The organism is Streptomyces sp. NPDC048389, assembly GCF_040706335.1.
Lineage (GTDB): Bacteria > Actinomycetota > Actinomycetes > Streptomycetales > Streptomycetaceae > Streptomyces.
Genome location: NZ_JBEZKP010000007.1, coordinates 64,128 through 90,646, shown reverse-complemented (window position 1 = coordinate 90,646; position 26,519 = coordinate 64,128). Strand labels below are relative to the sequence as shown.

Genomic DNA, 26,519 nt, shown 5'->3' with positions numbered 1-26,519 from the left:
ACGACGGGCGCTCTCGCACCGAGCGCCGAACGCGGCTGGGGAACGCCCGTGAGTGCGGGCGTTCCCCAGCCGTACTCCCCCACCGGGGCCGCGGCCGGTTCCTCCCTGGACACGAGGGTCTTGCTGCTGCCGTCGGTCAGGGCCACCGCGGCCGGCGGTCCGGCGGCGCTCCACAGCGCAAAGTTCGTCGTCCACTCCCGGGGCGGGGCTCGCCTTCACCTCTCAGGACGAGACAGCGGACCCCGCCTGCGACGTCTCAGCGTGGCAGCGTGGAGAGAACAACCGGTACCGACGGCACACGGCCGGCCGGTAGGACGGCTCAGACGGCCGGTCCTTCGGGACGTCCCCGCATCGCTTCGAGCTCCTCGTTCGGGATCGCGCCGCCGAAGCGGCGGTCGCGCTGCGCGTACTCGAGGCAGGCGCGCCACAGGTCGCGGCGGTCGAAGTCGGGCCACAGCACGTCCTGGAACACCATCTCGGCGTAACTGGACTGCCAGATCAGGTAGTTCGAGATGCGCTGCTCGCCACTGGGCCGCAGGAACAGGTCCACGTCCGGCATGTCCGGGTAGTAGAGGTACTTCTGGAACGTCTTCTCGTTGACCTTCGACGGGTCGAGCCTGCCTGCCGCCACATCGCGTGCGATGGCCTGCGCCGCGTCCGCGACCTCGGCCCGGCCGCCGTAGTTGACGCAGAAGTACAGGGTCATCGCGTCGTTGCCGACGGTCTGCTCCTGCGCGACCTGGAGCTCCTGGACCACCGACTTCCACATCTTCGGCATGCGGCCGACCCAGCGGATCCGGATGCCGAGCTCGTCCATCTCGTCGCGGCGGCGGCGGATGACGTCGCGGTTGAAGTTCATCAGGAAGCGGACCTCGTCGGGCGAGCGCTTCCAGTTCTCGGTGGAGAAGGCGTAGAGGGAGAGGTTCTTGACGCCCATCTCCAGGCAGCCCTTGAGCACGTCCAGCACGACGCCCTCACCGACCTTGTGGCCCTCGGTGCGGGGCAGGCCCCGTTCCTTGGCCCAGCGGCCGTTGCCGTCCATGACGCACGCCACGTGGTTCGGCACCAGCTCGGCCGGGATCCTGGGCGGGCGGGCGCCCGAGGGGTGCGGCTCGGGAACCTTGTACTCGCGGCGGGACCGGCCCAGGATTCCGCGTCGTGCCATGCGGTTCACATCTCCTATTTCGCTGCTTCTCTGCTTCGCTACTTCTCTACGTACCGCAGGGAGCGCAGGCCGCGCTCCAGGTGCCAGTGCAGATAGGCGGACACCAGCCCGCTGCCCTCCCTGACGTGTCGTGCCTCGCACGCGTCCGCAGCCGGCCAGTCGCCGGTCAGCAGCGCGCTGAGCAGCCCGATGGCCTCCGCAGAGGGTACGACGCTGCCGGGCACCCGGCAGTCGCCGCATATGACGCCGCCCGCGGCGACGGAGAAGAACCGGTTGGGCCCGGGCAGCCCGCAGCGGGCGCAGCCGTCGAAGCTGGGGGCGTAGCCGTTGACGGCGAGGGAACGCAGCAGGAACGCGTCGAGCACGAGGTTCGGCGCGTGCTCGCCCCGCGACAGCGTGCGCAGCCCGCCGACGAGCAGCAGATACTGCTGCACGGCCGGCTCGCCCTCGTGGTCGGTGAACCGCTCGGCGGTCTCCAACATGGCCGTGCCCGCCGTGTATCGCGCGTAGTCGGTGACGATGCCGCCGCCGTACGGCGCGATGGTCTCCGACTGGGTGCACAGCGGCAGACCGCGCCCGACCAGCTCGCTGCCCCGCGCGAAGAACTGCACGTCGACGTGGGAGAACGGCTCCAGCCTGGCCCCGAACTTGGACTTGGTCCGCCGTACCCCACGCGCCACGGCCCGTACCCGGCCGTGACCGCGGGTGAGCAGCGTGATGATGCGGTCCGCCTCACCCAGCTTCTGGGTGCGCAGGACGACGCCGTCATCACGGAACAGGCTCATGGCCCCATTCTCCCGTACCGGGGACGGCATCCGGTCCCGGGTACGTCAATGTGCGAGGCGCTCCTCCAGGCGCACGGTCACGGTGTCACCGGCCTCCTTGCCGATGGCCTTGCGGACGTCGGCCTTGACGGGCAGCTTGTGCCTGCCGTCACCGAGGGCCATGAACGAGCTCCGGAACGGATGCCCGTCGATGGTCCCGCGGACCTTCACCAGCCCTCGCGTCCCGAAGTACTCGGCGGCCTCGGGCCAGACCACGTAGGTCCAGCCGCCTTCGGCGGCGCTCTTCTGCAGTGTTGCGCTGAATTCCTTGTCCATGACGGGTGGACCGCCTGCGGGGTCGAAACTCATCGGCTGCTGTCCGTCCACCCCACTTCTCCGGACGGGGTGGAAAGCCTCGGCGGACAGCGCTGTGTCTTTCCGGCGCCCGCTGCTCTGCGGCCTCGCCCATCCGGTCCTGACCGCCTGCGCACCGCCCGGCCCGGGGCGGCCGGGATCTTCCGGCACTCCCCGGCACACGCGGATGCTCCGGGGCAGCACAAGGGCCCCGACGAAACGCTTCTCAGCGCTCGTCGGGGCCCTTGCCGTGGCACCACGTCACGGCCCGTACGGCTCTCGCCCCCAGGGCGAGCAGCTCCTGATGGGCGCGGTACGGGTCAGCCCGAAGGGAGTCTTCCAGAACCTGGTCAGGAACGACCCCTCTGAGCCACCCGACGACGTCGTGGAGCTGCCGGGTAGTCAGGTGGTACACCGCCTTCGAATCGAGGGCGACGTTGAATTCCTTCCCGGCCTCGAACAGGCCCTCGTCCCTGACTTCGCGGACGGCGACCAAGGGTGGGCAGCCCTGCTGGGTCCAGCGCTTGACGGCCGTGATCTGGACGCGGGTGCCCGCGCCCGTCTCCAGCCGGCAGAACTTTGCGTGGGCATAAGCGCGCCTTATGAGGTCATAGGACCAGGCCGAGTACCGACTTAGGTTTGCCTTTGTTTAGGGTTACCGACGAGCCAGTTGTCGCCGCTCGAAGGGAACCTGTCATGCCCCGCCCCTTGCGGGTAGCCATCGTCGGAGCCGGCCCTGCCGGGATCTACGCCGCCGATGCGCTGCTGAAGTCCGAGGTGGCCGCTGCCGACCCCGGCGTGTCCATCGATCTCTTCGAGCGTATGCCCGCGCCCTTCGGCCTGATCCGTTACGGCGTCGCCCCCGACCACCCGCGGATCAAGGGCATCATCACGGCCCTGCACCAGGTGCTCGACAAGCCGCAGCTCCGCCTCTTCGGCAACGTCGACTACGGCAAGGACCTCAGCCTGGACGATCTCCGCACGTTCTACGACGCGGTGGTCTTCTCCACCGGTGCGACCGCCGACCGGGCACTCGACATACCGGGCGTCGAGCTGGACGGCTCGTACGGCGCGGCGGACTTCGTCTCCTGGTACGACGGGCACCCGGACTGGCCCCGCACCTGGTCGCTGGAGGCCGAGAAGGTCGCCGTACTCGGCGTCGGCAACGTCGCGCTCGACGTGGCGCGCATCCTCGCGAAGACGGCGGACGAACTGCTGCCGACCGAGATCCCGCAGAACGTCTACGACGGGCTCAAGGCCAACAAGGCAGTGGAGATCCACGTCTTCGGGCGTCGCGGCCCGGCGCAGGCCAAGTTCAGCCCCATGGAGCTCCGCGAGCTGGACCACTCCCCCAACATCGAGGTCGTCGTCGACCCCGAGGACATCGACTACGACGAGGGATCCATCGAGACCCGCCGGGGCAACAAGCAGGCCGACATGGTCGCGAAGACCCTGGAGAACTGGGCGATCCGGGACGTCGGCGAGCGGCGGCACAAGCTGTTCCTGCACTTCTTCGAGTCACCGACGGAGATCCTCGGCGAGGACGGCAAGGTCGTCGGCCTCCGCACCGAGCGCACCGCACTCGACGGCACGGGCAACGTGAAGGGCACCGGCGAGTTCAAGGACTGGGACGTCCAGTCCGTCTACCGGGCGGTGGGCTACCTCTCCGACGAGCTGCCGAAGCTCCCCTGGGACGTCGCGACGGGTACGGTCCCGGACGAGGGCGGCCGGGTGATCGAGGAGACCGGCGAGCACCTGGACTCGACGTACGTCACGGGCTGGATCCGGCGCGGCCCGGTCGGTCTCATCGGCCACACCAAGGGCGATGCGAACGAGACCGTCGCGAACCTGCTGAACGACTACGTGAACGGCCGTCTCCAGACGCCCGCCTCGCCAGAGCCGGAGGCGGTGGAGTCCTTCCTGGCGGACCGGAACGTCCGCTGGACGACCTGGGAGGGCTGGTACCGGCTGGACGCGGCCGAGAAGGCTCTGGGCGAGCCGCAGGGCCGCGAGCGCGTGAAGATCGTCGAGCGTGAGGACATGCTCAGGGCGAGCGGCGCGTAACCCGCACACACGTGGAAGGGGCCCGGTGGCAACGCCGGGCCGGGGAGATCCAGCGCCGCCGCGGCCGTCTCGACGACGCCGCCGCCTCGTACGCACGCGCCCATGAACTGGGGCTCATGCCACAACCCGGTCTTGCCCTGCTCCGCCTGGCGCAGGGCAAGGCGGACGCCGCCGTGACCGGTTTGCGCCTGGCGTTGGCGTGCCGGGGCGAGACGCCTGCCGACATGCTCGGACGTGCCCGGCTGCTCGCCGCACAGACGGAGGTGGCGCTCGCCGTCGGTGACGTGGACAGCGCCGCCACCGCCGTGAAGGATCTCGAGACGCTCGCCGCCACCGGGCCCCGCCCACCCGCCGCGACCCTGCTGCAAGCCATGGCGGACACGGCGAAGGGCTCACTCGCTCTCGCACAGAGCGGGCCCGACGGCCGCGACGACCTGGGATCGCAACGCCCACCCGAAAGCCGGTGCCCGTCATGACCGCGCTGACCACCCCCTCGACCCCCTCGACCGAACCGGCCGGTCCGGCCCTGGAGCCCCTGTACGCCGCCGTGCGCGGCGACGTCATCGAGCCGGGCGACCCTGCCTACGACCAGGCCCGTCGCGTCTACAACGCCGCCCACGACCGCCACCCGGCCGTCGTCGTGCGGCCCGTCGACGCCTCCGATGTCATCGCGGCCGTGCACTTCGCCCGCGACCACGCCCTGCCGCTCGCCGTCCGCGGCGGCAGCCACACGGTCGCCGGCCACGGCACGTGCGACGGCGGACTGGTCATCGACCTGTCCCGGATGCGCGCCGTCCGCGTCGACCCGGTCACCCGTACCGCACGCGCCGAAGGCGGCTGCACCTGGGGGGACTTCGACCACGCCACGCACGCCTTCGGTCTTGCCACCACCGGCGGGGTCGTCTCCACCACCGGGATCGCCGGACTGACCCTGGGCGGCGGCATGGGACACCTCGCCCGCCGCTACGGCCTGAGCTGCGACAACCTCGTCTCCGCCGATGTCGTCACCGCCGAGGGCACCCTCGTCACGTGCGACACCGCACACCACCCCGACCTGTTCTGGGCGCTGCGCGGGGGAGGCGGCAACTTCGGCGTCGTCACCTCGTTCCAGTACCGGCTGCACCCGATGGACCTCGTCCTCGGCGGCCCCACGTTCTATCCGCTCGACGGCGATGTGGCGCGCCGCTGGCGGGACATGAACGCCGACGCTCCCAAGGAGTTCAACTCGCTCTTCGCCCTGCTTCTCGGGCCACCGGTCCCGTTCCTGCCGGAACGGTGGCACGGCCGCCCGGTGTGCGGTGTGCTCACCTGCTTCACCGGTTCCCCCGAGAAGGACAACGCGATCCGCGGCCGCCTCGCGGAACTCGGTCCGGCCGTCGGCCAGTTCCTCGACCGCATCCCCTACCCGGTGATCAACACCCTGTTCGACGAGGACCTGCCGCCGGGTCTCCACCACTACTGGAAGGGCAACTTCAGCCGCGACCTGAGCGACGGCGCCATCGACGTCCATATGACGTACGGCGAGACGATCCCCTCGATGGAGAGCGACACCGTGATCTTCCCGATCGACGGCGCGTGCCACCGGGTCGGCGCGCAGGACACCGCGTTCGCCTACCGTGACGCCGCGTTCTCCCACGCCTTCGGCGCCAGCTACCCCGATCCTGCCGACACCGAGCACAACGTCGCCTGGACCCGTGCCTACGACAGTGCACTGCGCCCGCACACCGAGGAGGCCGGGTACATCAACTTCATGGACGCCGACGACCAGGACCGGGTGCGCGCCAACTACGGGCAGAACTACGGCCGACTGCGGTCGGTCAAGCGCCGGTACGACCCGGAGAACCTGTTCCGCATCAACCACAACATCGCGCCCTGAGCGAGCCGGCGCCCGCTCGTCCCTCCCCCGGCGTCAGGAGGCGACTCGCCGGCCGCGGAGACCGGCCGGGCCCGGTCGCGGGCGCCCAGCCTGCTCATGCAGACGGCTGATCCGAGCCTCGGCCGCCGGCGGGCCCGGGTCCGGCAGCGCGTGGTCTCCGCGTCATGCAGGCGAGGCGATTCACCGCGTCGTTCCTCCCAGGCGGTCTTCCCCCGGGGAGTACGGACCCGATCAAAGGACCGGTGGAGTCAGAAGGGGGCGCGAGCCGTCTCCATCAGGCGCGCCGTGTCGTTCTCGTCCAGCTGGAGCGCCGCGCCCACGGTGGTGAGGACCTCGCGCTCCGCCTGGGTGTACGGGCCGTCGGCGAGGGCGATCCGCGCGCCCTGGAGCAGGATCGACTCGCGCCCGGCAGGGGCCAGGTGCGGGGCGAGCGGCTCGAGCGCCTCGTGGAGTTCGATGGCGAGCGCCGCGCCGTAGGGTCCGGTATCCGCGACGTACCGGCCGGTGTCGGCGGCGAGTGCCTCGATGAGAGAGGTCAGCTGGTCCTCGGTGCAGTCGTCGAGCCCGGCGGCGCGCACGGTCTGGACCGCGGTCTCACGCACGCTGCGGGAGGAGGTGCCGCCGGAGGCGAGGACGGCGAGGGCGACGGTGTGCACCGCGTCCCTGAGCATCGCGGAGAAGCGGCCGGTGGTGGGGTGATCGAGGGCGTCCGTCCCGAAGTGGCCGTGGCAGGCGGCGCATTCGACGACGGGACCGGCGATGCCGCGTGGCAGCAGGGGCACGCCGAGGACCGCGAAGCGGCGGCGACCGGTGCGGCGGCGGTAGTTGCGGTCGCCTCCGCAGTCGGGGCAGAAGAACTCGCCGTCGCCGACCGTGTTCCAGGACGTACGAATGCCGCATACCTGAAGTTTTCGGACGGACATTCCCCGGGCTGGCAGCACGTCGCACCTCCTCCACGCTGCGGCAGCGCTGCCGCGTTGACGTGATGTTAGCCACATGAACGATGTCGCGTCAGCACCCCGGGGAGGGTGCGAATCGACATGGCTGATTCCGGTCCCCGGCACAACCGCGTGCACAGCACCGCAAAACGCCGGGCCCGCTCACGATCGAGCAGGCCCGGCGTCCGGGACCGGAGTGCGGGTGTATCAGCGGGCCGCGCGGTTGACGGCCGAGACGACCGCCTTCAGGGAGGCGCGCGTGGTGTTGGCGTCGATGCCGATGCCCCACAGCACCTGGCCGTCGATCGCGCACTCGATGTACGAGGCGGCCTGCGCGGACGCACCCTCGCTCATCGTGTGCTCCTGGTAGTCCAGCAGGCGTACGTCGACGCCGACGCCGTTCAGCGCATCGAAGAACGCGGAGATCGGACCGTTCCCCGAGCCGGTCAGCACGGTCTCCACACCGTCGACGACCGCCTCGACGGTCAGCGTGTCGACGCCGTCCGTGTCGGTGGTGGTCTGCCCGGAGCGGATCTGGATGCGGCCCCATCGAGCCGCAGCGTTGTCGGGGTTCGGCAGGTACTCGTCCTGGAAGACGGACCAGATCGCTGCCGGGGTGACCTCGCCGCCCTCGGTGTCGGTCTTGGCCTGGATGATCCTGGAGAACTCGATCTGCATCCGGCGCGGCAGGTCCAGCTTGTGGTCGTTCTTCAGGACGTAGGCGATACCGCCCTTGCCGGACTGCGAGTTGACGCGGATGACGGCCTCGTACGAGCGACCGACGTCCTTCGGGTCGATGGGCAGATACGGCACGGCCCACTCGATGTCGTCCACGCTCTTGCCGGCGGCGGCCGCGTCGGCCTCCATCGCGTCGAAGCCCTTCTTGATGGCGTCCTGGTGGGAGCCGGAGAAGGCGGTGTAGACCAGGTCGCCCGCGTAGGGGTGGCGCGGGTGGACCTCCATCTGGTTGCAGTACTCGCTGGTGCGGCGGATCTCGTCGATCTGCGAGAAGTCGATCTGCGGGTCGACGCCCTGCGAGAAGAGATTCATGCCCAGGGTGACCAGGTCGACGTTGCCGGTGCGCTCGCCCTGTCCGAACAGGCAGCCCTCGATACGGTCGGCACCCGCCATGATCGCCAGCTCGGCGGCGGCGACGGCGGTGCCGCGGTCGTTGTGCGGGTGGACGGACAGGCAGACATGCTCGCGGCGGGTCAGGTTCCGCGACATCCACTCGAAGCGGTCGGCGTGCGTGGAGGGCGTCGAACGCTCCACGGTGGCGGGCAGGTTGAGGATGATCTCGCGGCCCGGACCGGGCTGCCACACGTCGCAGACCGCCTCGCAGACCTCCAGGGCGAAGTCCAGCTCGGTGTCGGTGAAGATCTCGGGGCTGTACTGGTAACCGAAGGCGGTCTCGTCGCCCAGCAGCTTCTCGGCGTACTCCATCACCAGACGCGTGCCGTCGACCGCGATCTGCTTGATGTCGTCCTTCGAACCGCGGAAGACGACACGGCGGAAGGTCGGCGCGGTGGCGTTGTACAGGTGGACCGTGGCGCGCCGGGCACCGACCAGGGACTCGACGGTCCGCTCGATCAGGTCCTCGCGGGCCTGCGTCAGCACCGAGATGGTGACGTCGTCGGGGATCGCGCCCTCTTCGATGATGGAGCGCACGAAGTTGAAGTCGGTCTCACCGGAGGACGGGAAGCCGACCTCGATCTCCTTGTACCCCATGCGGACCAGCAGGTCGAACATCTCACGCTTGCGCGCGGGGCTCATGGGGTCGATCAGCGCCTGGTTGCCGTCCCGCAGGTCGGTGGACAGCCAGCGCGGGGCCTTGGTGATCCGCCGCTCGGGCCAGGTACGGTCCGGGATCTCGACGGCCTCGTAGCGGCCGTACTTGTGGATCGGCATCCCGGACGGCTTCTGCATGTGCGTCGTATTGGTGATCGGGGTGGGGCGGCCGATCCACTGCGACTGGGACATGACGTGGGGCTCCTCTGATCCTGCGGGAAGGGGGGCCGACTGGGTCGAAGCAGCACCAGACTCCGCGGGGAGGGGGTCGGCCTATCGACTACAGGCCCTCGCCGCGGCAGCTAAGGAGAAGCAGCCCGAAACGCATGATGCCAGGAAGACTAGCCGAGCCTCGACGGGAGCGTGGGCCCTGTTTCAGTATGCGGGACGACCGATCAGTAACGGGCAATTGTGCCCTATCACTCCATTTCATTAACCGTTCTCGCTTTTCGTGACACCGCCGTCACCTGCTGCAACATTGCCCCGTATGGACATTCGCGCCTCCGTCTTCTGCGGCATCGTGCCGCCGCACATCCTCGACAAGCTCGCCCGCGCCGCCGACCCGGCCCTCTCCGGCCCCGCCCGGCGCACCCTCCAGGCCGATGCCGCGCACCGCACCGGGCGCCGGCTCACCACCGTCATCGGCGCTGCCGCACGGCCCGTCGCCGCACCGGCCGACGGACCGCGCCGCACCGTGTACGACGCGCGGAACGGCACCGTGCTGCCCGGGTCCCGGGCGCGCGGCGAGGGCGAGGAAGCGGTCAAGGACGCCACCGTCAACCGCGCGTACGCGGGCCTGGGGGCGACGTTCGAACTGCTGGCCGCGTACGGGCGCAGCTCCATCGACGGCGCCGGCCTGCCGCTGGACGCGTCCGTCCACTACGACGAGCAGTACGGGAACGCCTTCTGGAACGGCGAGCAGATGGTGTTCGGCGACGGCGACGGCGAGGTGTTCCTCGACTTCACCGTCGCGGTGGACGTCATCGCCCACGAGCTGGCGCACGGCCTGACCCAGTACACGGCCAATCTGAGCTACTTCGGCCAGCCCGGTGCCCTCAACGAGTCGGTCTCCGACGTGCTCGGCTCGCTGGTCAAGCAGCGGACGCTGGGCCAGAGCGCCGACGAGGCCGACTGGCTGATCGGTGCCGGTCTGCTCACGCCCCGGGTCGACGGGGTCGCGCTGCGCTCGATGAAGGCACCGGGCACCGCGTACGACGACGACGTGCTCGGCAAGGACCCGCAGCCCGCCACCATGGAGGACTACATCCGCACCGGCCGCGACAACGGCGGTGTCCACATCAACTCGGGCATCCCCAACCATGCCTTCTACCTGCTCGCCACCCGGCTCGGCGGGCGCGCCTGGGAGCGGGCCGGGCAGATCTGGTTCGACGTGCTCACCGGCGGCGAACTGCCGGTGGACGCCGACTTCGGCAGCTTCGCCCGTCTGACGGCGGCCGCCGCGAAGGCGCGCTACGGCGACGGGGAGGAGTTGGAGGCCGTGCTCAAGGCGTGGTCGCAGGTCGGTGTGAAAACGGCCGAATGAGTGCCGGGGCAGGGCGGCCCGGCTGTCGCCCGGCCCCGTTCCGTACTAGAACGGGAAGCATGCGTATCCAGGTAAGGCGTACGGGCGGCTTCGCCGGCATCGAGCGCCACGCCGAGGTGGACACCTCGGGGCGGGCCGACGCGGACGAGATGCACGCCCTGGCGGAACAGGCGGTGGCGGAGGGCCGGGACACCCCGCCCATCGGGGTCCCCGACGGATTCAGCTACCAGCTCACGGTCGACGGGCGCACGGTGTACTGCTCCGATCCCCGGCTGACCGAGGCGCAGCGGCAGCTGATCTCGCTCGTGCTCAAGGAAGGGTCCTGAGGTTCTGTACCGGGGAACGGTCCTGAGATCCGGTACCGGGGAACGGTGCTGAGATCCGGCACCCGAGAAGGCCGTGAGGTCCGTGCCCGGGAAGGGTCCTCAACCGGTTGCCGGACAAGGCCCTGAGGTCCGTGCCCGCGAAGGGCCCTGAGGTCGGGGCCCTTCGCGGGCACGGCGCCCGGCCGGGCATGCCCCGGCTCGGCTCAGAAGCCCAGCTTCCGCAGCTGCTTCGGGTCGCGCTGCCAGTCCTTCGCGACCTTCACATGGAGGTCCAGGTAGACCGGCGTGCCCAGCAGCGCCTCGATGTGCTTGCGGGACTTGGTGCCGACTTCCTTCAGGCGCTTGCCCTTCGGGCCGATGATGATGCCCTTCTGGCTGGGGCGCTCGATGTAGACGTTCGCGTGGATGTCCAGCAGCGGGCGGTCCGCGGGGCGGTCCTCGCGCGGCAGCATCTCCTCGACGACCACGGCGATCGAGTGCGGAAGCTCGTCCCGCACGCCCTCCAGCGCGGCCTCGCGGATCAGCTCGGCGACCATCACCTGCTCGGGCTCGTCCGTGAGGTCGCCCTCCGGATAGAGCGGGGGGCTCTCCGGGAGCAGCGGGATCAGCAGGTCGGCGACCAGCTGCACCTGCTTGTCGCCCACGGCGGAGACCGGGACGATCTCGGCCCACTCGGTGCCGAGTTCCTTGCCGAGCGCGTCGATCGCGATGAGCTGCTCGGCGAGCGACTTGGAGTCGACGAGGTCGGTCTTGGTGACGATCGCGACCTTGGGGGTCTTCTTGATGCCGGCGAGCTCCTTGGCGATGAAGCGGTCGCCGGGGCCGAGCTTCTGGTCGGCCGGCAGGCAGAAGCCGATCACGTCGACCTCGGCCCAGGTGGTGCGCACCACGTCGTTCAGCCGTTCGCCGAGCAGGGTGCGCGGCTTGTGCAGCCCCGGGGTGTCGACCAGGATCAGCTGCGCCTCCGGACGGTGCACGATGCCGCGCACCGTGTGCCGGGTGGTCTGCGGCCGGTTCGAGGTGATCGCCACCTTCTGGCCGACCAGAGCGTTCGTGAGGGTGGACTTGCCCGCGTTGGGGCGGCCGACGAAGCAGGCGAAGCCGGCCCGATGAGGGGCCTCGGAAGACTGGGTACGAGCGCTCATGGCGCCCATTGTCCCTGATGTCAGGAGCGCTCGGTCACGCGCGGCCGCCCCGGGCACCCGCGAGGGGCTTCCGGGGCTCCGTCCCACACCTTCCGGCGTCCGTGGGGAACACCGCCCGAGCGCCGTGTCAGCCCGCGCTGACCGCGGCCTTCAACTCCCCGTCGGGGCCCGCGAGCAGCACCGGCGTCCCCGCCCCGCCCAGGTCCCGTACCGCCGCGCGGTCGTCGTCGGAGGTGGCGTCCGCCTCGGAGACGACGGCCGCCGCCTCGAGCGACCGCGCGCCGCTGGCGACCGCCATGGCGACGGCGGTCTGCAGTGCGCTGAGCTTCAGCGAGTCCAGGGCCACGGTGCCTGCGACGTAGGTGCGGCCTGTCTCGTCGCGCACGGCAGCGCCCTCGGGCACGCCGTTGCGGGCCCGGGCGCTGCGCGCCAGCGTGATGATCTTGCGGTCCTCAGGGCCGAGGTCGGAACTCTGCGTCATGCCACGAGCATAGATCGGCCCCGGATCCGCACCGACGTCAGCCCTGGGCGCCCTTGACGAGCTTGTCGCCGATCAGCGTGACGAGGTCGCCGAAGCTCTTCTGGGCCTCGGCGCCGCCGTCGTTCAGGTACGCGACGCGGGTGGCGCCCGTGCCCTGGTGCGCGACGAGCAGGTTGGACTTGACCTCGATACCGGGCGCGAACTCGAAGGCCATCGTGAAGGCGTGGGACGCCTCCGCGGCCTTCGGGGCGTCGATGCGCTCGATCTTGACCGGGACCTTCGTGCCCTCCATGTCGAAGGGGACGGTCGTACAGGTGGCGAGCGCCGTGTCGACCGCCTTGACGTAGTCGGCGGCGCCCGTGCCGGGGAACGTGAAGACCATCTGGCTCAGCTGCGTCTTACCGCCCGCCCCCTTGAAGTCGGCCTCCGCTCCCTGGGTCGCGCCCTTGACCTCTGCGCCCATCAGGTCGGCGAGCGGCTGGCACTCGGCCTTCTCGGACTTGGGGGCCGCGTCCGTGGAAGCCGGCACCTTGTTGACGCTCCACCCGGACGGCAGGTCGCCGAGCTCGAGAGTGGCGGCCTTCATCTGAGCGTCCGTCAGCGCCTCGACGGGCTTGCTCTCCTCGCCGGGCTTCTCGCTCGCCGAGCCCTTGGCGTCGCCGCTCTTCTCGGACGTGCTCGGCTTCTTGTCGTCCTCCGCGCCGCAGGCGGTGCCCGCGAGGCAGAGAGCGGAAGCGGTCAGAACGGCGGCGGCACTGCGGCGTATACGGGTACGCATGGCGTCATCTCCCCATGTGAGAACAGCTCGTGGGGAGCTTCCCCCCTCCCCTGGACGCACAGACAATACACAGAAACGGAAGCCGCCCCACCATTGAATACCGCGCGCACGGGCCGGACCGGGCCTCTGACTCAGCCCCGGTCCAGACGCAGCCGCTCCGCCCGTGGCAGGCCCGCCACCACCAGGTCGTACGAGTCCTCCACCAGTTCCCGGACCATCCGGTCGGGCAACTCGGACACCGACACCGTGTTCCAGTGGCGCTTGTTCATGTGCCAACCGGGAACGATCAGGCCCGGATGGTCCGCGCGCAACCGGACCGCCAGGTCCGGATCGCACTTGAGGTTGGCCGTCAGCGGGGTGGCGTCCAGCGTGCTGAGGGCGAACATCTTGCCGAGAACCTTGAAGACCGAGGTCTCCGGCCCGAAGGGGAACTCCTCCACCGCGGCGTTGAACTCCAGGCAGAACGCCCTCAACTGCTCCGGAGTCACCCCGTCGTCCCTTCCTCCGCCGGCTGCTCCACCGGCTCCGAGAGCACCGTCACGATCTTGTTGCGCCGGCCCGCGGGGGACTCCGCCGTCAGCCGGAGGGCCCGGCCGTCCGGCAGGTCCACGACCGCCTCCGCGCCGGCGATGGGGACTCGGCCGAGCGCCTTGGCCAGCAGGCCGCCGACCGTTTCCACGTCCTCGTCGTCCAGCTCGTCGGCTCCCAGGCCGTACAGCTCGCCGAGGTCGCCGATGTCGAGGCGGGCCGTGACGCGGAAACGGCCGTCGCCCAGCTCCTCGACGGGCGGCAGCTCGCGGTCGTACTCGTCGGTGATCTCGCCGACGATCTCCTCGAGGATGTCCTCGATGGTCACGATGCCCGCCGTGCCGCCGTACTCGTCGATGACGACGGCGACGTGGTTGCGCTTCTGCTGCATCTCGCGCAGCAGATCGCCCGCGTTCTTCGTGTCCGGCACGAAGACCGCCGGCCGCATCGCGGTGGAGACCAGGTCCGCCTCGGCATCACGGTTGACGTGTGTCTTGCGGACCAGGTCCTTGAGGTAGACGACGCCGACGATGTCGTCCTCGTTCTCCCCGGTGACGGGGATACGGGAGAAACCGGAGCGCAGCGCCAACGTCAGCGCCTGGCGGACGGTCTTGTACCGCTCGATGGAGACGAGGTCGGTGCGCGGCACCATCACCTCGCGCACCAACGTGTCGCCGAGTTCGAAGACGGAGTGCACCATGCGGCGCTCCTCGTCCTCGATCAGCGACTCCTGCTCCGCCAGGTCCACCAGCGCCCGCAGCTCGGCCTCGGAGGCGAACGGCCCCTTTCGGAAGCCCTTTCCGGGGGTCAGGGCGTTGCCGATGAGGATCAGCAGCTGCGGGACCGGGCCCATGACGCGGGCCAGCGGCAGCAGCACGTACGCGGAGGCGGTGGCGGTGTTGAGCGGGTGCTGACGGCCGATGGTGCGCGGGGAGACGCCGACGGCGACGTAACTCACCAGCACCATCACGGCGATGGCGACGAGCAGCGCCGACCAGGTCTCCGCGAACGCCTCCAGGCAGACGTAGGTGACGAGCACTCCGGCCGCCATCTCGCACGCCACCCGCACCAGCAGTGCGACGTTGAGGTAGCGGGTCGGATCCGCGGCGATCTGCTCCAGTTTCCGCGCGCCGCGCCGCCCGGACCGTACCGCCTCGGCGGCGCGGAAGCTGGACACGCGGGCGAGGCCGGCCTCGGCGCAGGCGGCCAGCCAGGCGACGACGACCAGCGCGACGGCGCCGGCGACCAGTTGGCCGGTCATGAGACGGTCGGCGCCGGGGAGGGACCGGTGAGACCCTTCTCCGACCGCCAGCCGTCGACGATGGCGGCCTGCAGACCGAACATCTCGGCCTTCTCGTCCGGCTCCTCGTGGTCGTAACCGAGCAGGTGCAGCACTCCGTGGACGGTCAGGAGCTGGAGCTCCTCGTCCATGGAGTGCTGCGTGGGCGCGTCCTCGCCCTGCTTCTCGGCGACCTCGGGGCAGAGCACGATGTCACCGAGGAGGCCCTGCGGTGGCTCCTCTTCGTCCTTGCCCGGCGGACGGAGCTCGTCCATCGGGAAGGACATGACATCGGTCGGTCCCGGCAGGTCCATCCACTGGATGTGCAGCTGCTCCATGGCCTCGGCGTCCACGACGATCACCGAGAGTTCGGAGAGCGGGTGGATACGCATCCGCGCGAGCGCATAGCGGGCGATGTCGAGGATCGCCTGCTCGTCGACCTCGGTTCCGGATTCGTTGTTGACGTCGATCGACATGGTGCGGCTGTTCTACTTCCCGTTGCGGCTGTCGTACTGCTCGTACGCGTCGACGATACGGCCGACCAGCTTGTGCCGTACGACGTCCTGCGAGGTGAGCAGCGAGAAGTGCACGTCGTCGACGCCGTCCAGGATGTCCCGGACCTGGCGCAGACCGCTCTTGGTCCCGCCCGGCAGGTCGACCTGTGTCACGTCACCGGTGATCACGATCTTCGAGTCGAAACCGAGCCGGGTGAGGAACATCTTCATCTGCTCGGGGTTCGTGTTCTGCGCCTCGTCGAGAATGATGAACGCGTCGTTCAAGGTGCGCCCCCTCATGTAGGCCAGGGGCGCGACCTCGATCGTGCCCGCCGCCATCAGGCGGGGGATCGAGTCGGGGTCGAGCATGTCGTGCAGCGCGTCGTACAGCGGCCGCAGATACGGGTCGATCTTCTCGTACAGCGTGCCGGGGAGGAAGCCGAGGCGCTCTCCGGCCTCAACGGCGGGGCGGGTCAGGATGATGCGGTTGACCTGCTTGGACTGCAGTGCCTGCACGGCCTTGGCCATGGCGAGATACGTCTTGCCGGTGCCGGCGGGGCCGATGCCGAAGACGACCGTGTGCTTGTCGATCGCGTCGACGTAACGCTTCTGATTGAGCGTCTTGGGGCGGATGGTGCGGCCGCGGCTGGAGAGGATGTTCTGGGTGAGGACTTCCGACGGGGTCTCGACGGCCTTGCCTCCGGTCTCCTCCTTGAGCATGGCGATCGAGCGTTCCACTGCGTCCTCCGTCATCGGCTGCCCGGTGCGGAGCACGAGCATCATCTCGTCGAACAGGCGCTGGATCAGAGCGACTTCCCGCGCGTCGCCGACCGCGCTGACCTGGTTGCCCCGGACATGGATGTCGGCCGCCGGGAAAGCCTTCTCGATCACGCGCAGCAGGGCGTCACCCGAGCCGAGAACCGTCACCATCGGGTGTTTGGCCGGAACGGTGAAGTGGGCTCGCGCCTGGCCCGGCGCTGGGGGTCCCACCACGCCCTCTGGGCGTAGGGGGCGGGTCTGGTCTGTGGGTGTCTGAGTCATGGGCCGGCACTGTGGCCTGCACATACCTCCCGTTGCAGGGTTCTCGCTGCTCGACAACCTCTGGAACATCCAGGGTACGACGTGCCACTGACAAGGCCGAGGGCTTTTCGCGGAGCGGCCCGCCGCGGCTTCAGGCCGAACGGCCGAAGCCGATCGTCGGGACCGCGCGGCGCAGCGGCCCCGCCCGGGCCGGCGCGGGCAGCAGCCGCTCGAGGAAGCCGTACCGCCGCAGGGCCGGCGGGTCCTGGTCGCGCACGGCCCGGACGGACTGCCACCAGGCCGCGACCTCCGACCAGCCGGGAGCGGACAGCGATCCGCCGAACTCCTGCACCGACAGGGCGGCGGTCAGCCCGGCGAAGGCGAGCCGGTCGGCGAGCGGCCAGCCCGCCAGCGTGCCGGTGACGAACCCCGCCACGAACACGTCCCCCGCGCCCGTCGGGTCCAGCGCCTCGACCTGGATGGCGGGGACCTCGGCGCTCTCCCCGGTGGAGCCGTCCACCGCGTAGGCGCCTTCGGCACCGAGGGTGACGACGGCCAGCGGCACCCGCTCGGTCAGGGCCCGGGCGGCGGCGCGCGGACAGTCGGTGCGGGTGTAGCGCATCGCCTCCGCGGCGTTCGGCAGGAATGCCTCGCAGTGCTCCAGGTCGGCCAGGTCGTCCGGGTCCCAGCGGCCCGATTCGTCCCAGCCGACGTCGGCGAAGACCCGGGTGCCCGTGCGGGCGGCCTGGGCGATCCACTCCGCCCGGGTGCCGGGCGTGAGGGCGGCGACCGCGGCACGGGCGGGCGGCGGGCAGTCGGGGGCCGGCTCCGGCTGCGGGGCCTCGTGACCGTGGGAGACCATGGTGCGCTCACCCTCGTACGCCATGGACACGGTGACCGGGGAGTGCCAGCCGGGGATGGTGCGCGACAGGGACAGGTCGATGCCCTCGCCCTGTTCGAGGGCGTCCCAGCAGTACTCGCCGTAGTGGTCGTCGCCGAAGGCGGCGGCCAGGGACGTGCGCAGCCCGAGACGGGCGAGGGCGGTGGCCATGTTGGCGACGCCGCCGGGGCTTGAGCCCATCCCGCGGGCCCACGACTCGGTGCCGCGGACAGGGGCGGAGTCGAGGCCGGTGAAGATGATGTCGAGGAAGACGCTGCCGGTGAGGTAGACGTCGCAGTCGGGGTCGCCGGGGGCCCGGAGGGCCGCGAGGGGATCGAGGCAGGTGGCCGCGTCCGGGCCGGGGCGCCCGGCCGTGAAGGGGCCGGCGCCGGCCGGCTTCGGCAGTTGCTTTCCGTTGCGAGTGGTCACCGTGGGCACTCCCGTACGTGGTGCGGTTCCAGCCAGTCTGCCCGAAGCCACCGACACCGGACCGGAAGCGGGCTCGGAGCCGGGGAAACCGATCGGCGGGGGCCGCCCCGTCCGGGCGCGGCGGTTCCGTCAGGTCCGGTCGCGGCAGGGCGCTACAGGGGCGCTGGGCGGAGGATGCCGAGCAGCATCCGGACCAGCTCGTCGACGAGTTCGTCCAGGGTGGCGTCCACCCAGCCGACCGTCCAGTCGTGGAGCAGTCCGTTGACGCTGCCGATGAACGCCGCCGCCGCGACCCGGTAGTCGCGCGGCTCGGCCTCTCCGCGCTCCACGGCGCGCGCCGCCTCCGCGCAGATGAATTCCACCCAGCGGGCCCGGCGCGCCAGCCGCTGCCGCTCCATCTGCGGGCTGACGCCGACGATCTCGAGGAACGTGATCCGGATACGCCGGGGATCGCCCGTCACGTTCGCCGCGTACGCACGGAAGACCGCCGCCGCCCGCTCCGCCACCGGTAGCTCCGCGGCCCGGGCGAGGGCGGCGAGCGCCGCCTCCTCCGCCCAGTCGTTGACCTGGAGGTGGAGCGCGGCCAGCACGTCCTCGATGGTGCGGAACTCCTCGTAGAACTGGCGGGTGGAGAGCCCGGCCGCCTCGCTCAGCGCCGCGACGGTCGTCGCGCGGTAGCCGGGCGCGTCACCGAAGAGCCGGAGGCCCGCGTCGAGGAACCGGCGGCGGCGCTCGGCCCGGCGTTCCTCCGCCGATCTGCCTCCGTAACGGCCGGTCGCCGGCCGGACCCTGCCTGTCAAGGGCGTCTCCTTCGCGTTCGCCGACTCATTCTCGTGTCCGGCGCCCCCAAGTCCCGTGTTCGGCGTGTGCGAAGTCTTGTGAAGCCTGCCACCACTCGTTACTTTCCAGTAGCCCAATCTGAACGGTTCCGTTTTCAGACTGCGCCTCGCACCACTGGGGCCGCCTCCGTGGAAGGAACGACGATGTCTCTGTCCAACACCAGGCGGGCCGCCGGTGCGGCCCTCGCCGCCCTGGCCCTGACCGCCACCGCTTCGGTGACGGCGACCGCGGCGGCGCCCACGGGCCCGGCCGCGGACACTCTCCGGGAGGTGATGTTCGTCGGCAACAACTGGGACGGCACCGCCGATGTCATCGAGGCCCGGGGGGACTTCGCGAAGATCGGCCGGATCAACGTCATCCCGGACAAGGACGAGCGGCTGCGGGAGATCTACCTCAACCCGCTGAAGCTGGCCTTCTTCCTCGGCATCCGGCAAGGACCGGGCGAGGGGCACGACCAGTTCGTCGACGACATGTACTCGACCCCCGACGGGTCGGCCATGGTCGTCTCCCGCCCCAGCTTCGCCGACGTGGTCTCGATCGACCTCGCCACCGGGAAGATCAACTGGCGTTTCCCCGTCTCCGGCTTCCGCTCCGACCACATGGCCGTCTCCCCCGACGGCAGGCGCGTCGCCGTCTCCGCCTCCACGTCCAACACCGTGCACGTCCTCGACATCGAGACCGGCGAACAGGCCGGGTCGTTCAGGACCGGCGACAAGCCGCACGAGAACGTCTTCACCGACGGCGGCAGGTACCTGTGGAACATGTCCATCGGTGAGGTCAACACCGCCCTCGACGCGCCCTGGCTCGACTGGACCAAGGGCGACCGCCGCATCACCGTCGTCGACACCCGAACCTATGAGCAGGTGAAGGTCATCGACATGCGCGAACGGCTCGACGCCTTCGGCCGCGAGGACCTCTCCGACTCCGTCCGGCCCGTCGCCTTCACCCCCGACGAGTCCACGCTCTACTTCCAGGTGTCGTTCTTCAACGGCTTCCTCGAGTACGACGTACGGGCCGACAGCGTCACGCGGGTCAAGACGCTGCCGAAGAACCCGGCGACCAGCGGGGACCGCACCACCTGGGTCAACGACTCGCGCCACCACGGCATGTCCATGAGCCCCGCGGGCGACAAGCTCTGCGTCGCCGGAACCATGGACGACTACGCCACCGTCGTCGACCGGGCCACCCTGCGGGAGGGTCCGCTGGTGCCCGCCGCCAAGCCCTACTGGGCCACCGTCAGCGGCGACGGCAAGCACTGCGTCATCTCCGAGAGCGGAGCCGACGCGGTCACCGCGATCGACTTCGCCACCGGCGAGAAGGTCGCCACCGTCGCGGTCGGCGACCACCCCCAGCGGGTGCGCCTCGCGCAGGTGCCCGCCGGCTGGACCGGCCCCGCGGAAGGTTGAGTCGCCGGGGCGGAGCCGGGCGCGCGTCGCGTACGGGCCCGGCCCGCCCACCGGGGCCGGGTCGCGGGGGCCGGCTGCCCGGCCCTAGCCGGCGTGCTCGAACTCGTACGCCGCCACCTCGGCCAGATACCGTGCGCGGCGCTCCTCGTCGTCGTCCAGGAAGGACGCCAGGAACGAGTTGCGGGCCAGCTCCCGCAGCTGCTCGTCGCCCAGGCCCAGCGCCTCGTGCACCGCGTGGAAGGTGTCGCCGACGTAGCCGCCGAAGTACGCCGGGTCGTCGGAGTTGACCGTGCACATCAGCCCGGCGGCCATCATCCGCGCCAGTGGATGGTCCTCCAGCACGTCCACGGCGCGCAGCCGTACGTTCGACAGCGGACACAGTGTCAGCGGGACCCGCTCGCGCGCCAGGCGCGCCACCAGCTCCGGGTCCTCCATGCAGCGCAGCCCGTGGTCGACCCGCTCGACGCCGAGCACGTCCAGGGCCTGAAGGATGTAATCCGGCGGCCCCTCCTCGCCCGCGTGCGCGACCTTGCGCAGACCGAGCGCGGCGGCCGCCTCGTACACCGCGTGGAATTTCGACGGCGGGTTGCCGGTCTCCGCGGAGTCGAGACCGACGCCGGTGATCCGGTGCAGATACGGCTTCGCCGCCTCGAGCGTCGCGAGCGCCGACTCGGCCGGTTCGTCCCTCAGGAAGCACATGATCAGCCGGGTGGAGACGCCGTACCGCTCCTCCGCCCCGTCGAGCGCACGCGCCAGCCCCTCCACGACCGTGCCGATCGCGACGCCGCGCGCGGTGTGCGCCTGCGGGTCGAAGAAGATCTCCGCGTGCCGCACACCCTGTGCGGCGGCACGGCCGAGGTAGGCGTCGGCCAGATCCGCGAAGTCCTGCTCGGTGCGCAGCACCGTCATCAGCCCGTAGTACAGGTCGAGGAAGGACTGCAGATCCTTGAACAGATAGGCGCGGCGCAGCGCTTCGGCGTCCGTGAAGGGCAGCTCCACGCCGTTGCGCCCGGCGAGCGCGAACGCCAACTCGGGTTCCAGGGTGCCTTCGATGTGAAGGTGCAGTTCGGCTTTGGGGAGGGGCATGATCACATTCTAGGCGGCCGGCACTTCGGAACCGTGGAACGCGTTCGGGCCCCGGACCGGGGCGAGGACGGCGCGGGGCGCGCGCCTCAGGCCCGCTTCGGCACGGGGATGCGCCAGAGGTCCCTGGCGACGGTCACCTCACCGTCGAAGCCGGCGGCCGCCCTGGCCTGCCGCTCGAACTCGGCGGCGGCATCCGTGTACCGCTGTGAGAAGTGCGTCAGCACCAGATGGCGGACGCCCGCCTCCTGCGCCACCCTTCCCGCCTGCCCGGCCGTCAGGTGCCCGTGGTCGGCGGCCAGTCGTCCGTCCTCGTCGAGGAACGTCGACTCGATGACGAGCATGTCGCAGCCCTCGGCCAGCGCGTACACGCCGTCGCAGAGCCGGGTGTCCATCACGAAGGCGAACCGCTGCCCGGGGCGGATCTCGCTCACCTCGTCGAGCGTGATCCCGTCCAGCACGCCCGCACGCTGGATCCGGCCCACGTCCGGGCCCTTCAGGCCGTACGCGGCCAGCTTCTCCGGCAGCATCCGGCGGCCGTCCGGCTCGACGAGACGGTAGCCGTACGACTCGACGGGGTGCGACAGCTTGTGCGCGTGCAGGGTGTAGCCGGCCGTGCTCGCGACGACGCCGTCGGTGGAGACCGGAACCTCTTCGAGCTTCACCGTCTCGCGGTACGCCGTGGCGTACCGCAGCCGGTCGAAGAACCGCTGCCCGCTCTTCGGGTAGTGCGCGGACACCGGGTGCGGGACCTGGTCCAGATTGATCCGCTGGATCACCCCGGCGACGCCGAGGGAATGGTCACCGTGGAAGTGGGTGACGCAGATCCGGTTGATGTCGTGCGCCGACACACCGGCACGCAGCATCTGGCGCTGCGTGCCCTCCCCCGGGTCGAAGAGCAGTCCCTCCCCGTCCCAGCGCAGCAGATAGCCGTTGTGGTTGCGATGCCGGGTCGGGACCTGGCTGGCGGTGCCCAGCACCACGAGTTCACGTACGGACAAGGCGCGTTGCTTCCGGCTATCCGGGCGGCCACTCGAGGCCACGGCCTGCGAGCACGTGCGCGTGGGCGTGGAAGACGGTCTGCCCCGCGCCGGAGCCGGTGTTGAAGACGACGCGGTAGCCGCTCCCGGCGGTCTTCTCCTCCACCGCGACCGCACCGGCCTCACGCAGCACGTCGGCGGCGAGTTCGGGGGCGCCGGCGGCGAGGGACGCGGCGTCCGGGTAGTGCGCCTTGGGGATGACCAGGACGTGCGTGGGCGCCTGCGGGTTTATGTCGCGGAAGGCGAGGGTCGTCTCCGTCTCGCGTACGACGGTGGCGGGCACCTCCCTGGCGACGATCTTGCAGAACAGGCAGTCCGCCTGTGGTTCTCCTGCCATTCCCGGTCCTTCCGGCGCGCGCTCCGACGACATCCGCATGGTATCGGGCGGCGCGCCCGTCGCGGCGCGGCCCCCTCGGCGCGCGGCCCGGGCCAAGAGCGTCCGAGCGCTCCGGACCCGGCCGGGCCGGCGGCTACGGCAGTGACGGCGGTTGCTTCGGCGGGGTCTCCTCCAGGGAGGACAGGGCCAGGCGGATCGCCTCGTCCAGCTGGGGGTCGCGCCCGGCAGCCTGGTCCTGAGGGGTCGCGACGACCTCGACGTCCGGGTCGACGCCCCGGTTCTCCACGTCCCAGCCGTAGCCCTCCAGCCAGAAGGCGTACTTGGGCTGGGTGACCAGCGTGCCGTCCACGAGGGAGTAGCGGCTGTCGATGCCGACGACACCGCCCCAGGTGCGTGTGCCGACGACGGGGCCGATACCGAGCGCCTTGATCGCCGCGTTGACGATGTCGCCGTCGGACCCCGAGAACTCGTTGGCGACGGCGACGACCGGGCCGCGCGGCGCGTCCAGCGGATAGCTGGACGGCTGCATGCCCCGCGGCAGGTCCCAGCCGACGATGCGCCGGGCCAGCTTCTCGACGACGAGCTGCGACGTGTGACCGCCGCGGTTCTCCCGCACGTCGACGACCAGGCCGTCCTTCGCCACCTCGACCCGCAGGTCGCGGTGGATCTGAGCCCAGCCGGGCGCCTGCATGTCGGGGACGTGCAGATAGCCGAGGCGGCCGCCGGACTTCTCGTGGACGTAGGCACGCCGGTCTGCGACCCACGCGTGGTAGCGCAGCGGTTCCTCGTCGGCCAAAGGGACGACGACGGCGTGCCGCGGGTCGCCGCCGCCTGCCGGGGAGACGGTCAGCTCGACCGGCTTGCCCGCCGCCCCGACGAGCAGCGGGCCAGGACCCCTGACCGGGTCGACGGGCCGGCCGTCCACGGCGAGCAGTGTGTCACCGGCGCGCAGGGCGACGCCGGGTGCGGCGAGCGGGGAGTGCGCGTGGGGATCGGAGGTCTCCGACGGCAGGATGCGGTCGATGCGCCAGGCGCCCTCGTCCGTACGGGAGATGTCGGCGCCGAGCAGGCCCTGCCGGGTGGACGCGTCGCCGTGGCCGCTGTGCGGCATGACGTAGGCGTGCGAGGTGCCCAGTTCGCCCTGGACCTCCCACAGCAGATCGACGAGGTCGTCGTGGGTCGCGACCCGGTCGAGGACCGGCCGGTAGCGGTCGAGGACGCCGTCCCAGTCGACGCCGCCGAGGTCCGGCCGCCAGAAGTGGTCGCGCATGAGGCGCCCGGTCTCTTCGTACATCTGCCGCCATTCGGCGGCCGGTTCGACGGTGCGGCGCACCCGGGACAGGTCGACGGTGATGCTCGCGGCGCTGTCGTCGCCGTCGTGGGACGCCTCGCGGTCGCCGGGGACGACCTTGAGCTTGCCGCCGCCGGTGTACAGCAGGACCCGCTTCCCGTCGCCGCTGACGCGGAAGTACGAGGCGTCCGAGGAGAGTTCCTCGACGCGCCGCCGCCCGAGGTCGTACCGCTCGAGGGTGGTCCTCGGCTCCGGGTCGTCGGGCGTGGCGCGGGTGGCGCCGAGGACACCGCGCAGCGGGTGGCGCAGCCACAGCAGGCCGTCCTTGGCGGCGCGCAGGGTGGAGTAGCTGGCGGCCTCGACGGGGAACGGCACTATGCGGTCGGCCAGCCCGTCGAGGTCGATGCGGGTGACGGGCTCCGCGCTCTCCTCGGCGTCCTGCGAGCCGTCCTTGTCCGGGTCGAAGGCCCGCCCGTGCCGCTGCGGCCCGAACGGCGAGGGGGTGGTCGCCGCCAGGGTGATCAGGTGCGGCCGGCAGCCGCCGACGAAGGCCAGGTCGAAGACGTGTGCGTCGTAGACCGGGTCGAAGGCACGCTCGGAGAGGAACGCGAGGTGCTTGCCGTCGAGGGTGAACGCCGGCTGGAAATCGGCGAAGCGCAGCGGCGTCGCCTCCGAGACGCTCAGGTCACCCGTGTTGGCGAGTTTGATCTGCCGCAGCGGACTGGGTCCGGGGTGCGACCAGGCGAGCCAGGCCGAGTCGGGCGAGAAGACCAGGCCGTCGGCGTCGCCGTGCTCGCTGCGGTCGACCTCGCGCACCTCTCCTGTCTCGCGCTCGACGAGCAGCACCCGGCCGTCGTGCGAGGCGACGGCGGCGCGGCTGCCGTCGGGGGCCACGGCCAGGTTCAGCACGCGGCCGAGCCGGCCGGCGGCGAGCCTGCGCGGTGTGGTGCCGGCGGCGGTACCGGTGGCGGGCGCGAACTCGAGCGCGTCGTCGCCCTCCGCGTCGGTCACCCAGACGACGTACTGCTCCCCGTCGACGCGGAACGTGCGGGGCATCCTGGCACGCACGCCGGGTTCGTCGGCGAGCGAACGGGCCGGTCCTTCGCGGTGGGTGACCCAGTGGATGCCCCCGCGGATCTCGACGGCGCTGCCGCGGCCGGTGTGATCGGGCGCGGCGCCGCCGAGGTGGTCGCCGGCGTCGATCGGCCGTGGCTGGAGATCGGTGCGCTGTCCGCCGAGCCGGAGGTCCAGCCTCCGCGGCTCGGCGCCGTCCAGGTCGTCGAGGAGCCACAGTTCACCGGCGCTCGCGTAGGCGACCCGGGTCCCGTCGGTCGCGGCGTGGCGGGCGTAGAAGCCCTCGAGACCGGTGTGGCGGCGCAGGTCGGAGCCGTCGGGCAGCGACGAGTACAGGGCGCCGACGCCCTCGTGGTCGCAGAGGAAGGCGACACGGCCGCCGGCCCAGAGCGGGTACTCGATGTTCCCGTCGAGGTCCTCGTGGAGACGTACGAACTCCCCGTCGCCGTCGCGGTCGATCCACAGCCTGCCCGCCGTGCCTCCGCGGTAGCGCTTCCACGCGGCGGCCTCCCGCCCCATGGTGGCCGACAGCAGCAGCGTGTGCGGGCCGTACGCGACACCGCCGACCGGCCCGTACGGCAGGCGCGTCGCGGGACCGCCGTCGAGCGGCACCGCATGCGCCCAGCTGCGGCGAAAGGACGCCTGGCCGTGGCTGGTGAGCGCCAGCACCCGGCCGTCCGGGGTCCAGCCCCGTACGGACGTCCGGTAGCTCCCCCAGTGGGTGAGCCGCTCCGACGGACCGCCGTCGACAGGGGCGACATGCACCTCCGGCAGACCGTCGCGGTACGAGGACCAGGCGATGCGGGTGCCGTCGGGCGAGATCCTGGGATGGTTCACGGGCATGTTGTCGGCGCTCACGCGCCACGCCCGGCCGCCGTCGAGCGGCGCGACCCAGACGTCGTCCTCGGCGGTGAAGGCGATCAGGTCACCGTGCAGATGCGGATACCGGAGGTAGGCAGGGTGCGTCACACCGTCACCCTAGGCAGGTCGAGGCCCCGGGGTGAGGGTTTTGGATCACTTGGCCGGAACCACGGTCACCGTTTCCGTCACGGTTTCCGTCACGGTGACGGTGACCGCGGGCCGTGGCACCCCGGGAGCGGTGGGGGTACCGCTCGGCGCGGGTGTGCTGCTCGGCGCGGTGGTGCAGTCGCCGAGCATCGTCGCCCGGAACACGATCTTCTTCTCGACCTTGGCGGTCAGATCACCGTGGACGCACTTCCCCGCCCGCTCCTCCGTCACCGTCCCGTTGACGGTGACGGCCTGACCGGAACGGGTCTCTCCCTGACAGTCCACGGTGGCCCGGGACGGCGCGGACGGCGGCGCCGAGCCACTGGCCGGCGTCGCGGCGCCCTCGGCACGGGCGGTGCAGCTGAGCCATGCGACGTCGAACGTCAGGCGCTCAAGGGTGCTGGTCGCGGTCCGGTCCGTGGTGACGGCCACGGCGGCGGAGTTCAGTCCGCCGGCGGTCGGTTCGCAGGCGGCCAGGACGCCGACTGCCGCTGCTGCGGCGGCGGTTGCGGCGAGGACGCGCGGCGCTCTTGTCCGGGCGGGCATGAGGCCAGAGTGCCATCGGGCGCCCGCACGGAAAAGAGTGGT

Annotated in this window: 26 protein-coding genes; 6 read left to right on the top strand and 20 right to left on the bottom strand. The window is 71.0% G+C overall.

Annotation, left to right across the window (positions count from 1 at the left end; all coding sequences use genetic code 11):
• Nucleotides 1–319 precede the first annotated feature (319 nt).
• From AB0903_RS07770 to AB0903_RS07755, 4 genes are all read right to left on the bottom strand, one after another.
• Nucleotides 320–1,165, bottom strand: coding sequence for an isoprenyl transferase (locus AB0903_RS07770; protein WP_366700052.1), 846 nt, complete (start codon nt 1,163–1,165; stop codon nt 320–322).
• A gap of 38 nt (nt 1,166–1,203) precedes the next feature.
• Nucleotides 1,204–1,950 (bottom strand): DNA repair protein RecO, encoded by a 747-nt coding sequence (recO, locus tag AB0903_RS07765; RefSeq protein ID WP_366700050.1) that lies wholly within the window; start codon nt 1,948–1,950, stop codon nt 1,204–1,206.
• 45 nt (nt 1,951–1,995) lie between these two features.
• On the bottom strand, nt 1,996–2,265 hold the full coding sequence (locus tag AB0903_RS07760) for a DUF1905 domain-containing protein (RefSeq protein WP_366700255.1): 270 nt from the start codon (nt 2,263–2,265) through the stop codon (nt 1,996–1,998).
• A gap of 244 nt (nt 2,266–2,509) precedes the next feature.
• Nucleotides 2,510–2,779, bottom strand: coding sequence for a hypothetical protein (locus AB0903_RS07755; protein ID WP_366700048.1), 270 nt, complete (start codon nt 2,777–2,779; stop codon nt 2,510–2,512).
• A gap of 200 nt (nt 2,780–2,979) precedes the next feature.
• On the opposite strand from AB0903_RS07755, the gene AB0903_RS07750 reads away from it, so the two are divergent.
• From AB0903_RS07750 to AB0903_RS07740, 3 genes are read left to right on the top strand one after another with little or no spacing between them, the layout of a single operon-like run.
• Nucleotides 2,980–4,347, top strand: coding sequence for an FAD-dependent oxidoreductase (locus tag AB0903_RS07750; RefSeq protein WP_366700046.1), 1,368 nt, complete (start codon nt 2,980–2,982; stop codon nt 4,345–4,347).
• An 11-nt stretch (nt 4,348–4,358) separates the two neighbouring features.
• The gene (locus AB0903_RS07745) at nt 4,359–4,823 is read left to right on the top strand and encodes a hypothetical protein (protein ID WP_366700044.1); all 465 of its coding nucleotides are present in this window, start codon (nt 4,359–4,361) and stop codon (nt 4,821–4,823) included.
• Entirely contained in the window at nt 4,820–6,223 is a 1,404-nt protein-coding gene (locus AB0903_RS07740) for an FAD-binding oxidoreductase (protein ID WP_366700042.1), read from the top strand. The genes AB0903_RS07745 and AB0903_RS07740 overlap by 4 nt, the downstream gene beginning before the upstream one ends.
• 248 nt (nt 6,224–6,471) lie before the next feature.
• Here AB0903_RS07740 and AB0903_RS07735 read toward each other — a convergent pair whose 3' ends face one another.
• Both AB0903_RS07735 and leuA read right to left on the bottom strand, forming a co-directional pair.
• The gene (locus tag AB0903_RS07735) at nt 6,472–7,146 is read right to left on the bottom strand and encodes a TerB family tellurite resistance protein (protein WP_366700253.1); all 675 of its coding nucleotides are present in this window, start codon (nt 7,144–7,146) and stop codon (nt 6,472–6,474) included.
• Nucleotides 7,147–7,368: 222 nt separating this feature from the next.
• Complete coding sequence (gene leuA / locus AB0903_RS07730) at nt 7,369–9,141, bottom strand: 2-isopropylmalate synthase (protein WP_366700040.1); 1,773 nt, start codon at nt 9,139–9,141, stop codon at nt 7,369–7,371.
• Nucleotides 9,142–9,436: 295 nt separating this feature from the next.
• On the opposite strand from leuA, the gene AB0903_RS07725 reads away from it, so the two are divergent.
• Nucleotides 9,437–10,492, top strand: a complete 1,056-nt coding sequence (locus tag AB0903_RS07725) for a M4 family metallopeptidase (protein WP_366700038.1) — start codon at nt 9,437–9,439, stop codon at nt 10,490–10,492.
• Nucleotides 10,493–10,551: 59 nt separating this feature from the next.
• Nucleotides 10,552–10,818 carry a protealysin inhibitor emfourin gene (locus tag AB0903_RS07720; protein ID WP_366700036.1) on the top strand — a complete coding sequence of 89 codons (267 nt, stop codon included), beginning with the start codon at nt 10,552–10,554 and terminating at the stop codon, nt 10,816–10,818.
• Nucleotides 10,819–11,021: 203 nt separating this feature from the next.
• Here the strand turns inward: AB0903_RS07720 and era are convergent, their stop codons facing one another.
• The 9 genes from era to AB0903_RS07675 all read right to left on the bottom strand — a co-directional run bounded on the left by era (nt 11,022) and on the right by AB0903_RS07675 (nt 18,652).
• Nucleotides 11,022–11,963 carry a GTPase Era gene (gene era / locus AB0903_RS07715; RefSeq protein WP_366700034.1) on the bottom strand — a complete coding sequence of 314 codons (942 nt, stop codon included), beginning with the start codon at nt 11,961–11,963 and terminating at the stop codon, nt 11,022–11,024.
• A gap of 127 nt (nt 11,964–12,090) precedes the next feature.
• Nucleotides 12,091–12,444, bottom strand: coding sequence for a cytidine deaminase (locus AB0903_RS07710; protein ID WP_366700032.1), 354 nt, complete (start codon nt 12,442–12,444; stop codon nt 12,091–12,093).
• Nucleotides 12,445–12,481: 37 nt separating this feature from the next.
• Nucleotides 12,482–13,222, bottom strand: coding sequence for a hypothetical protein (locus AB0903_RS07705; protein ID WP_366700031.1), 741 nt, complete (start codon nt 13,220–13,222; stop codon nt 12,482–12,484).
• 131 nt (nt 13,223–13,353) lie between these two features.
• Entirely contained in the window at nt 13,354–13,710 is a 357-nt protein-coding gene (locus AB0903_RS07700; RefSeq protein ID WP_366700029.1) for an MmcQ/YjbR family DNA-binding protein, read from the bottom strand.
• Nucleotides 13,707–15,011, bottom strand: a complete 1,305-nt coding sequence (locus AB0903_RS07695) for a hemolysin family protein (protein WP_366700027.1) — start codon at nt 15,009–15,011, stop codon at nt 13,707–13,709. Before AB0903_RS07695 ends, AB0903_RS07700 begins: the two co-directional genes overlap by 4 nt.
• Nucleotides 15,008–15,505 carry an rRNA maturation RNase YbeY gene (gene ybeY / locus AB0903_RS07690; protein ID WP_366700025.1) on the bottom strand — a complete coding sequence of 166 codons (498 nt, stop codon included), beginning with the start codon at nt 15,503–15,505 and terminating at the stop codon, nt 15,008–15,010. Before ybeY ends, AB0903_RS07695 begins: the two co-directional genes overlap by 4 nt.
• A gap of 12 nt (nt 15,506–15,517) precedes the next feature.
• Nucleotides 15,518–16,564 (bottom strand): PhoH family protein, encoded by a 1,047-nt coding sequence (locus AB0903_RS07685; protein WP_366700023.1) that lies wholly within the window; start codon nt 16,562–16,564, stop codon nt 15,518–15,520.
• 130 nt (nt 16,565–16,694) lie between these two features.
• Nucleotides 16,695–17,852 carry a PfkB family carbohydrate kinase gene (locus tag AB0903_RS07680; protein WP_366700021.1) on the bottom strand — a complete coding sequence of 386 codons (1,158 nt, stop codon included), beginning with the start codon at nt 17,850–17,852 and terminating at the stop codon, nt 16,695–16,697.
• A gap of 152 nt (nt 17,853–18,004) precedes the next feature.
• Nucleotides 18,005–18,652, bottom strand: coding sequence for a TetR/AcrR family transcriptional regulator (locus tag AB0903_RS07675; RefSeq protein WP_366700019.1), 648 nt, complete (start codon nt 18,650–18,652; stop codon nt 18,005–18,007).
• Between the two features lie 183 nt (nt 18,653–18,835).
• Between AB0903_RS07675 and AB0903_RS07670 the strand changes: the two genes are divergently transcribed.
• Nucleotides 18,836–20,098 carry a YncE family protein gene (locus AB0903_RS07670; protein ID WP_366700017.1) on the top strand — a complete coding sequence of 421 codons (1,263 nt, stop codon included), beginning with the start codon at nt 18,836–18,838 and terminating at the stop codon, nt 20,096–20,098.
• 84 nt (nt 20,099–20,182) lie between these two features.
• Here the strand turns inward: AB0903_RS07670 and AB0903_RS07665 are convergent, their stop codons facing one another.
• The 5 genes from AB0903_RS07665 to AB0903_RS07645 form a co-directional block, all read right to left on the bottom strand.
• On the bottom strand, nt 20,183–21,184 hold the full coding sequence (locus AB0903_RS07665; RefSeq protein ID WP_366700015.1) for an adenosine deaminase: 1,002 nt from the start codon (nt 21,182–21,184) through the stop codon (nt 20,183–20,185).
• Between the two features lie 86 nt (nt 21,185–21,270).
• Complete coding sequence (locus tag AB0903_RS07660; protein WP_366700013.1) at nt 21,271–22,182, bottom strand: ribonuclease Z; 912 nt, start codon at nt 22,180–22,182, stop codon at nt 21,271–21,273.
• A gap of 16 nt (nt 22,183–22,198) precedes the next feature.
• Complete coding sequence (locus AB0903_RS07655) at nt 22,199–22,558, bottom strand: histidine triad nucleotide-binding protein (RefSeq protein WP_366700012.1); 360 nt, start codon at nt 22,556–22,558, stop codon at nt 22,199–22,201.
• 133 nt (nt 22,559–22,691) lie between these two features.
• Nucleotides 22,692–25,892, bottom strand: a complete 3,201-nt coding sequence (locus tag AB0903_RS07650; RefSeq protein ID WP_366700010.1) for a S41 family peptidase — start codon at nt 25,890–25,892, stop codon at nt 22,692–22,694.
• 45 nt (nt 25,893–25,937) lie between these two features.
• Entirely contained in the window at nt 25,938–26,477 is a 540-nt protein-coding gene (locus tag AB0903_RS07645) for a hypothetical protein (RefSeq protein WP_366700008.1), read from the bottom strand.
• Between the last annotated feature and the right edge of the window lie 42 nt (nt 26,478–26,519).

Bases quoted from the DNA above. Each gene is read 5' to 3' on its own strand.
- AB0903_RS07770 (WP_366700052.1), bottom strand. From the start codon at position 1,165: ATGGCACGACGCGGAATCCTGGGCCGGTCCCGCCGCGAGTACAAGGTT.
- ybeY (WP_366700025.1), bottom strand. From the start codon at position 15,505: ATGTCGATCGACGTCAACAACGAATCCGGAACCGAGGTCGACGAGCAG.
- recO (WP_366700050.1), bottom strand. From the start codon at position 1,950: ATGAGCCTGTTCCGTGATGACGGCGTCGTCCTGCGCACCCAGAAGCTG.
- AB0903_RS07655 (WP_366700012.1), bottom strand. From the start codon at position 22,558: ATGGCAGGAGAACCACAGGCGGACTGCCTGTTCTGCAAGATCGTCGCC.
- AB0903_RS07645 (WP_366700008.1), bottom strand. From the start codon at position 26,477: ATGCCCGCCCGGACAAGAGCGCCGCGCGTCCTCGCCGCAACCGCCGCC.
- AB0903_RS07665 (WP_366700015.1), bottom strand. From the start codon at position 21,184: ATGCCCCTCCCCAAAGCCGAACTGCACCTTCACATCGAAGGCACCCTG.
- AB0903_RS07760 (WP_366700255.1), bottom strand. From the start codon at position 2,265: ATGGACAAGGAATTCAGCGCAACACTGCAGAAGAGCGCCGCCGAAGGC.
- AB0903_RS07725 (WP_366700038.1), top strand. From the start codon at position 9,437: ATGGACATTCGCGCCTCCGTCTTCTGCGGCATCGTGCCGCCGCACATC.
- AB0903_RS07735 (WP_366700253.1), bottom strand. From the start codon at position 7,146: ATGTCCGTCCGAAAACTTCAGGTATGCGGCATTCGTACGTCCTGGAAC.
- AB0903_RS07750 (WP_366700046.1), top strand. From the start codon at position 2,980: ATGCCCCGCCCCTTGCGGGTAGCCATCGTCGGAGCCGGCCCTGCCGGG.
- AB0903_RS07670 (WP_366700017.1), top strand. From the start codon at position 18,836: ATGTCTCTGTCCAACACCAGGCGGGCCGCCGGTGCGGCCCTCGCCGCC.
- AB0903_RS07710 (WP_366700032.1), bottom strand. From the start codon at position 12,444: ATGACGCAGAGTTCCGACCTCGGCCCTGAGGACCGCAAGATCATCACG.
- AB0903_RS07685 (WP_366700023.1), bottom strand. From the start codon at position 16,564: ATGACTCAGACACCCACAGACCAGACCCGCCCCCTACGCCCAGAGGGC.
- AB0903_RS07720 (WP_366700036.1), top strand. From the start codon at position 10,552: ATGCGTATCCAGGTAAGGCGTACGGGCGGCTTCGCCGGCATCGAGCGC.
- AB0903_RS07740 (WP_366700042.1), top strand. From the start codon at position 4,820: ATGACCGCGCTGACCACCCCCTCGACCCCCTCGACCGAACCGGCCGGT.
- AB0903_RS07695 (WP_366700027.1), bottom strand. From the start codon at position 15,011: ATGACCGGCCAACTGGTCGCCGGCGCCGTCGCGCTGGTCGTCGTCGCC.
- era (WP_366700034.1), bottom strand. From the start codon at position 11,963: ATGAGCGCTCGTACCCAGTCTTCCGAGGCCCCTCATCGGGCCGGCTTC.
- leuA (WP_366700040.1), bottom strand. From the start codon at position 9,141: ATGTCCCAGTCGCAGTGGATCGGCCGCCCCACCCCGATCACCAATACG.
- AB0903_RS07705 (WP_366700031.1), bottom strand. From the start codon at position 13,222: ATGCGTACCCGTATACGCCGCAGTGCCGCCGCCGTTCTGACCGCTTCC.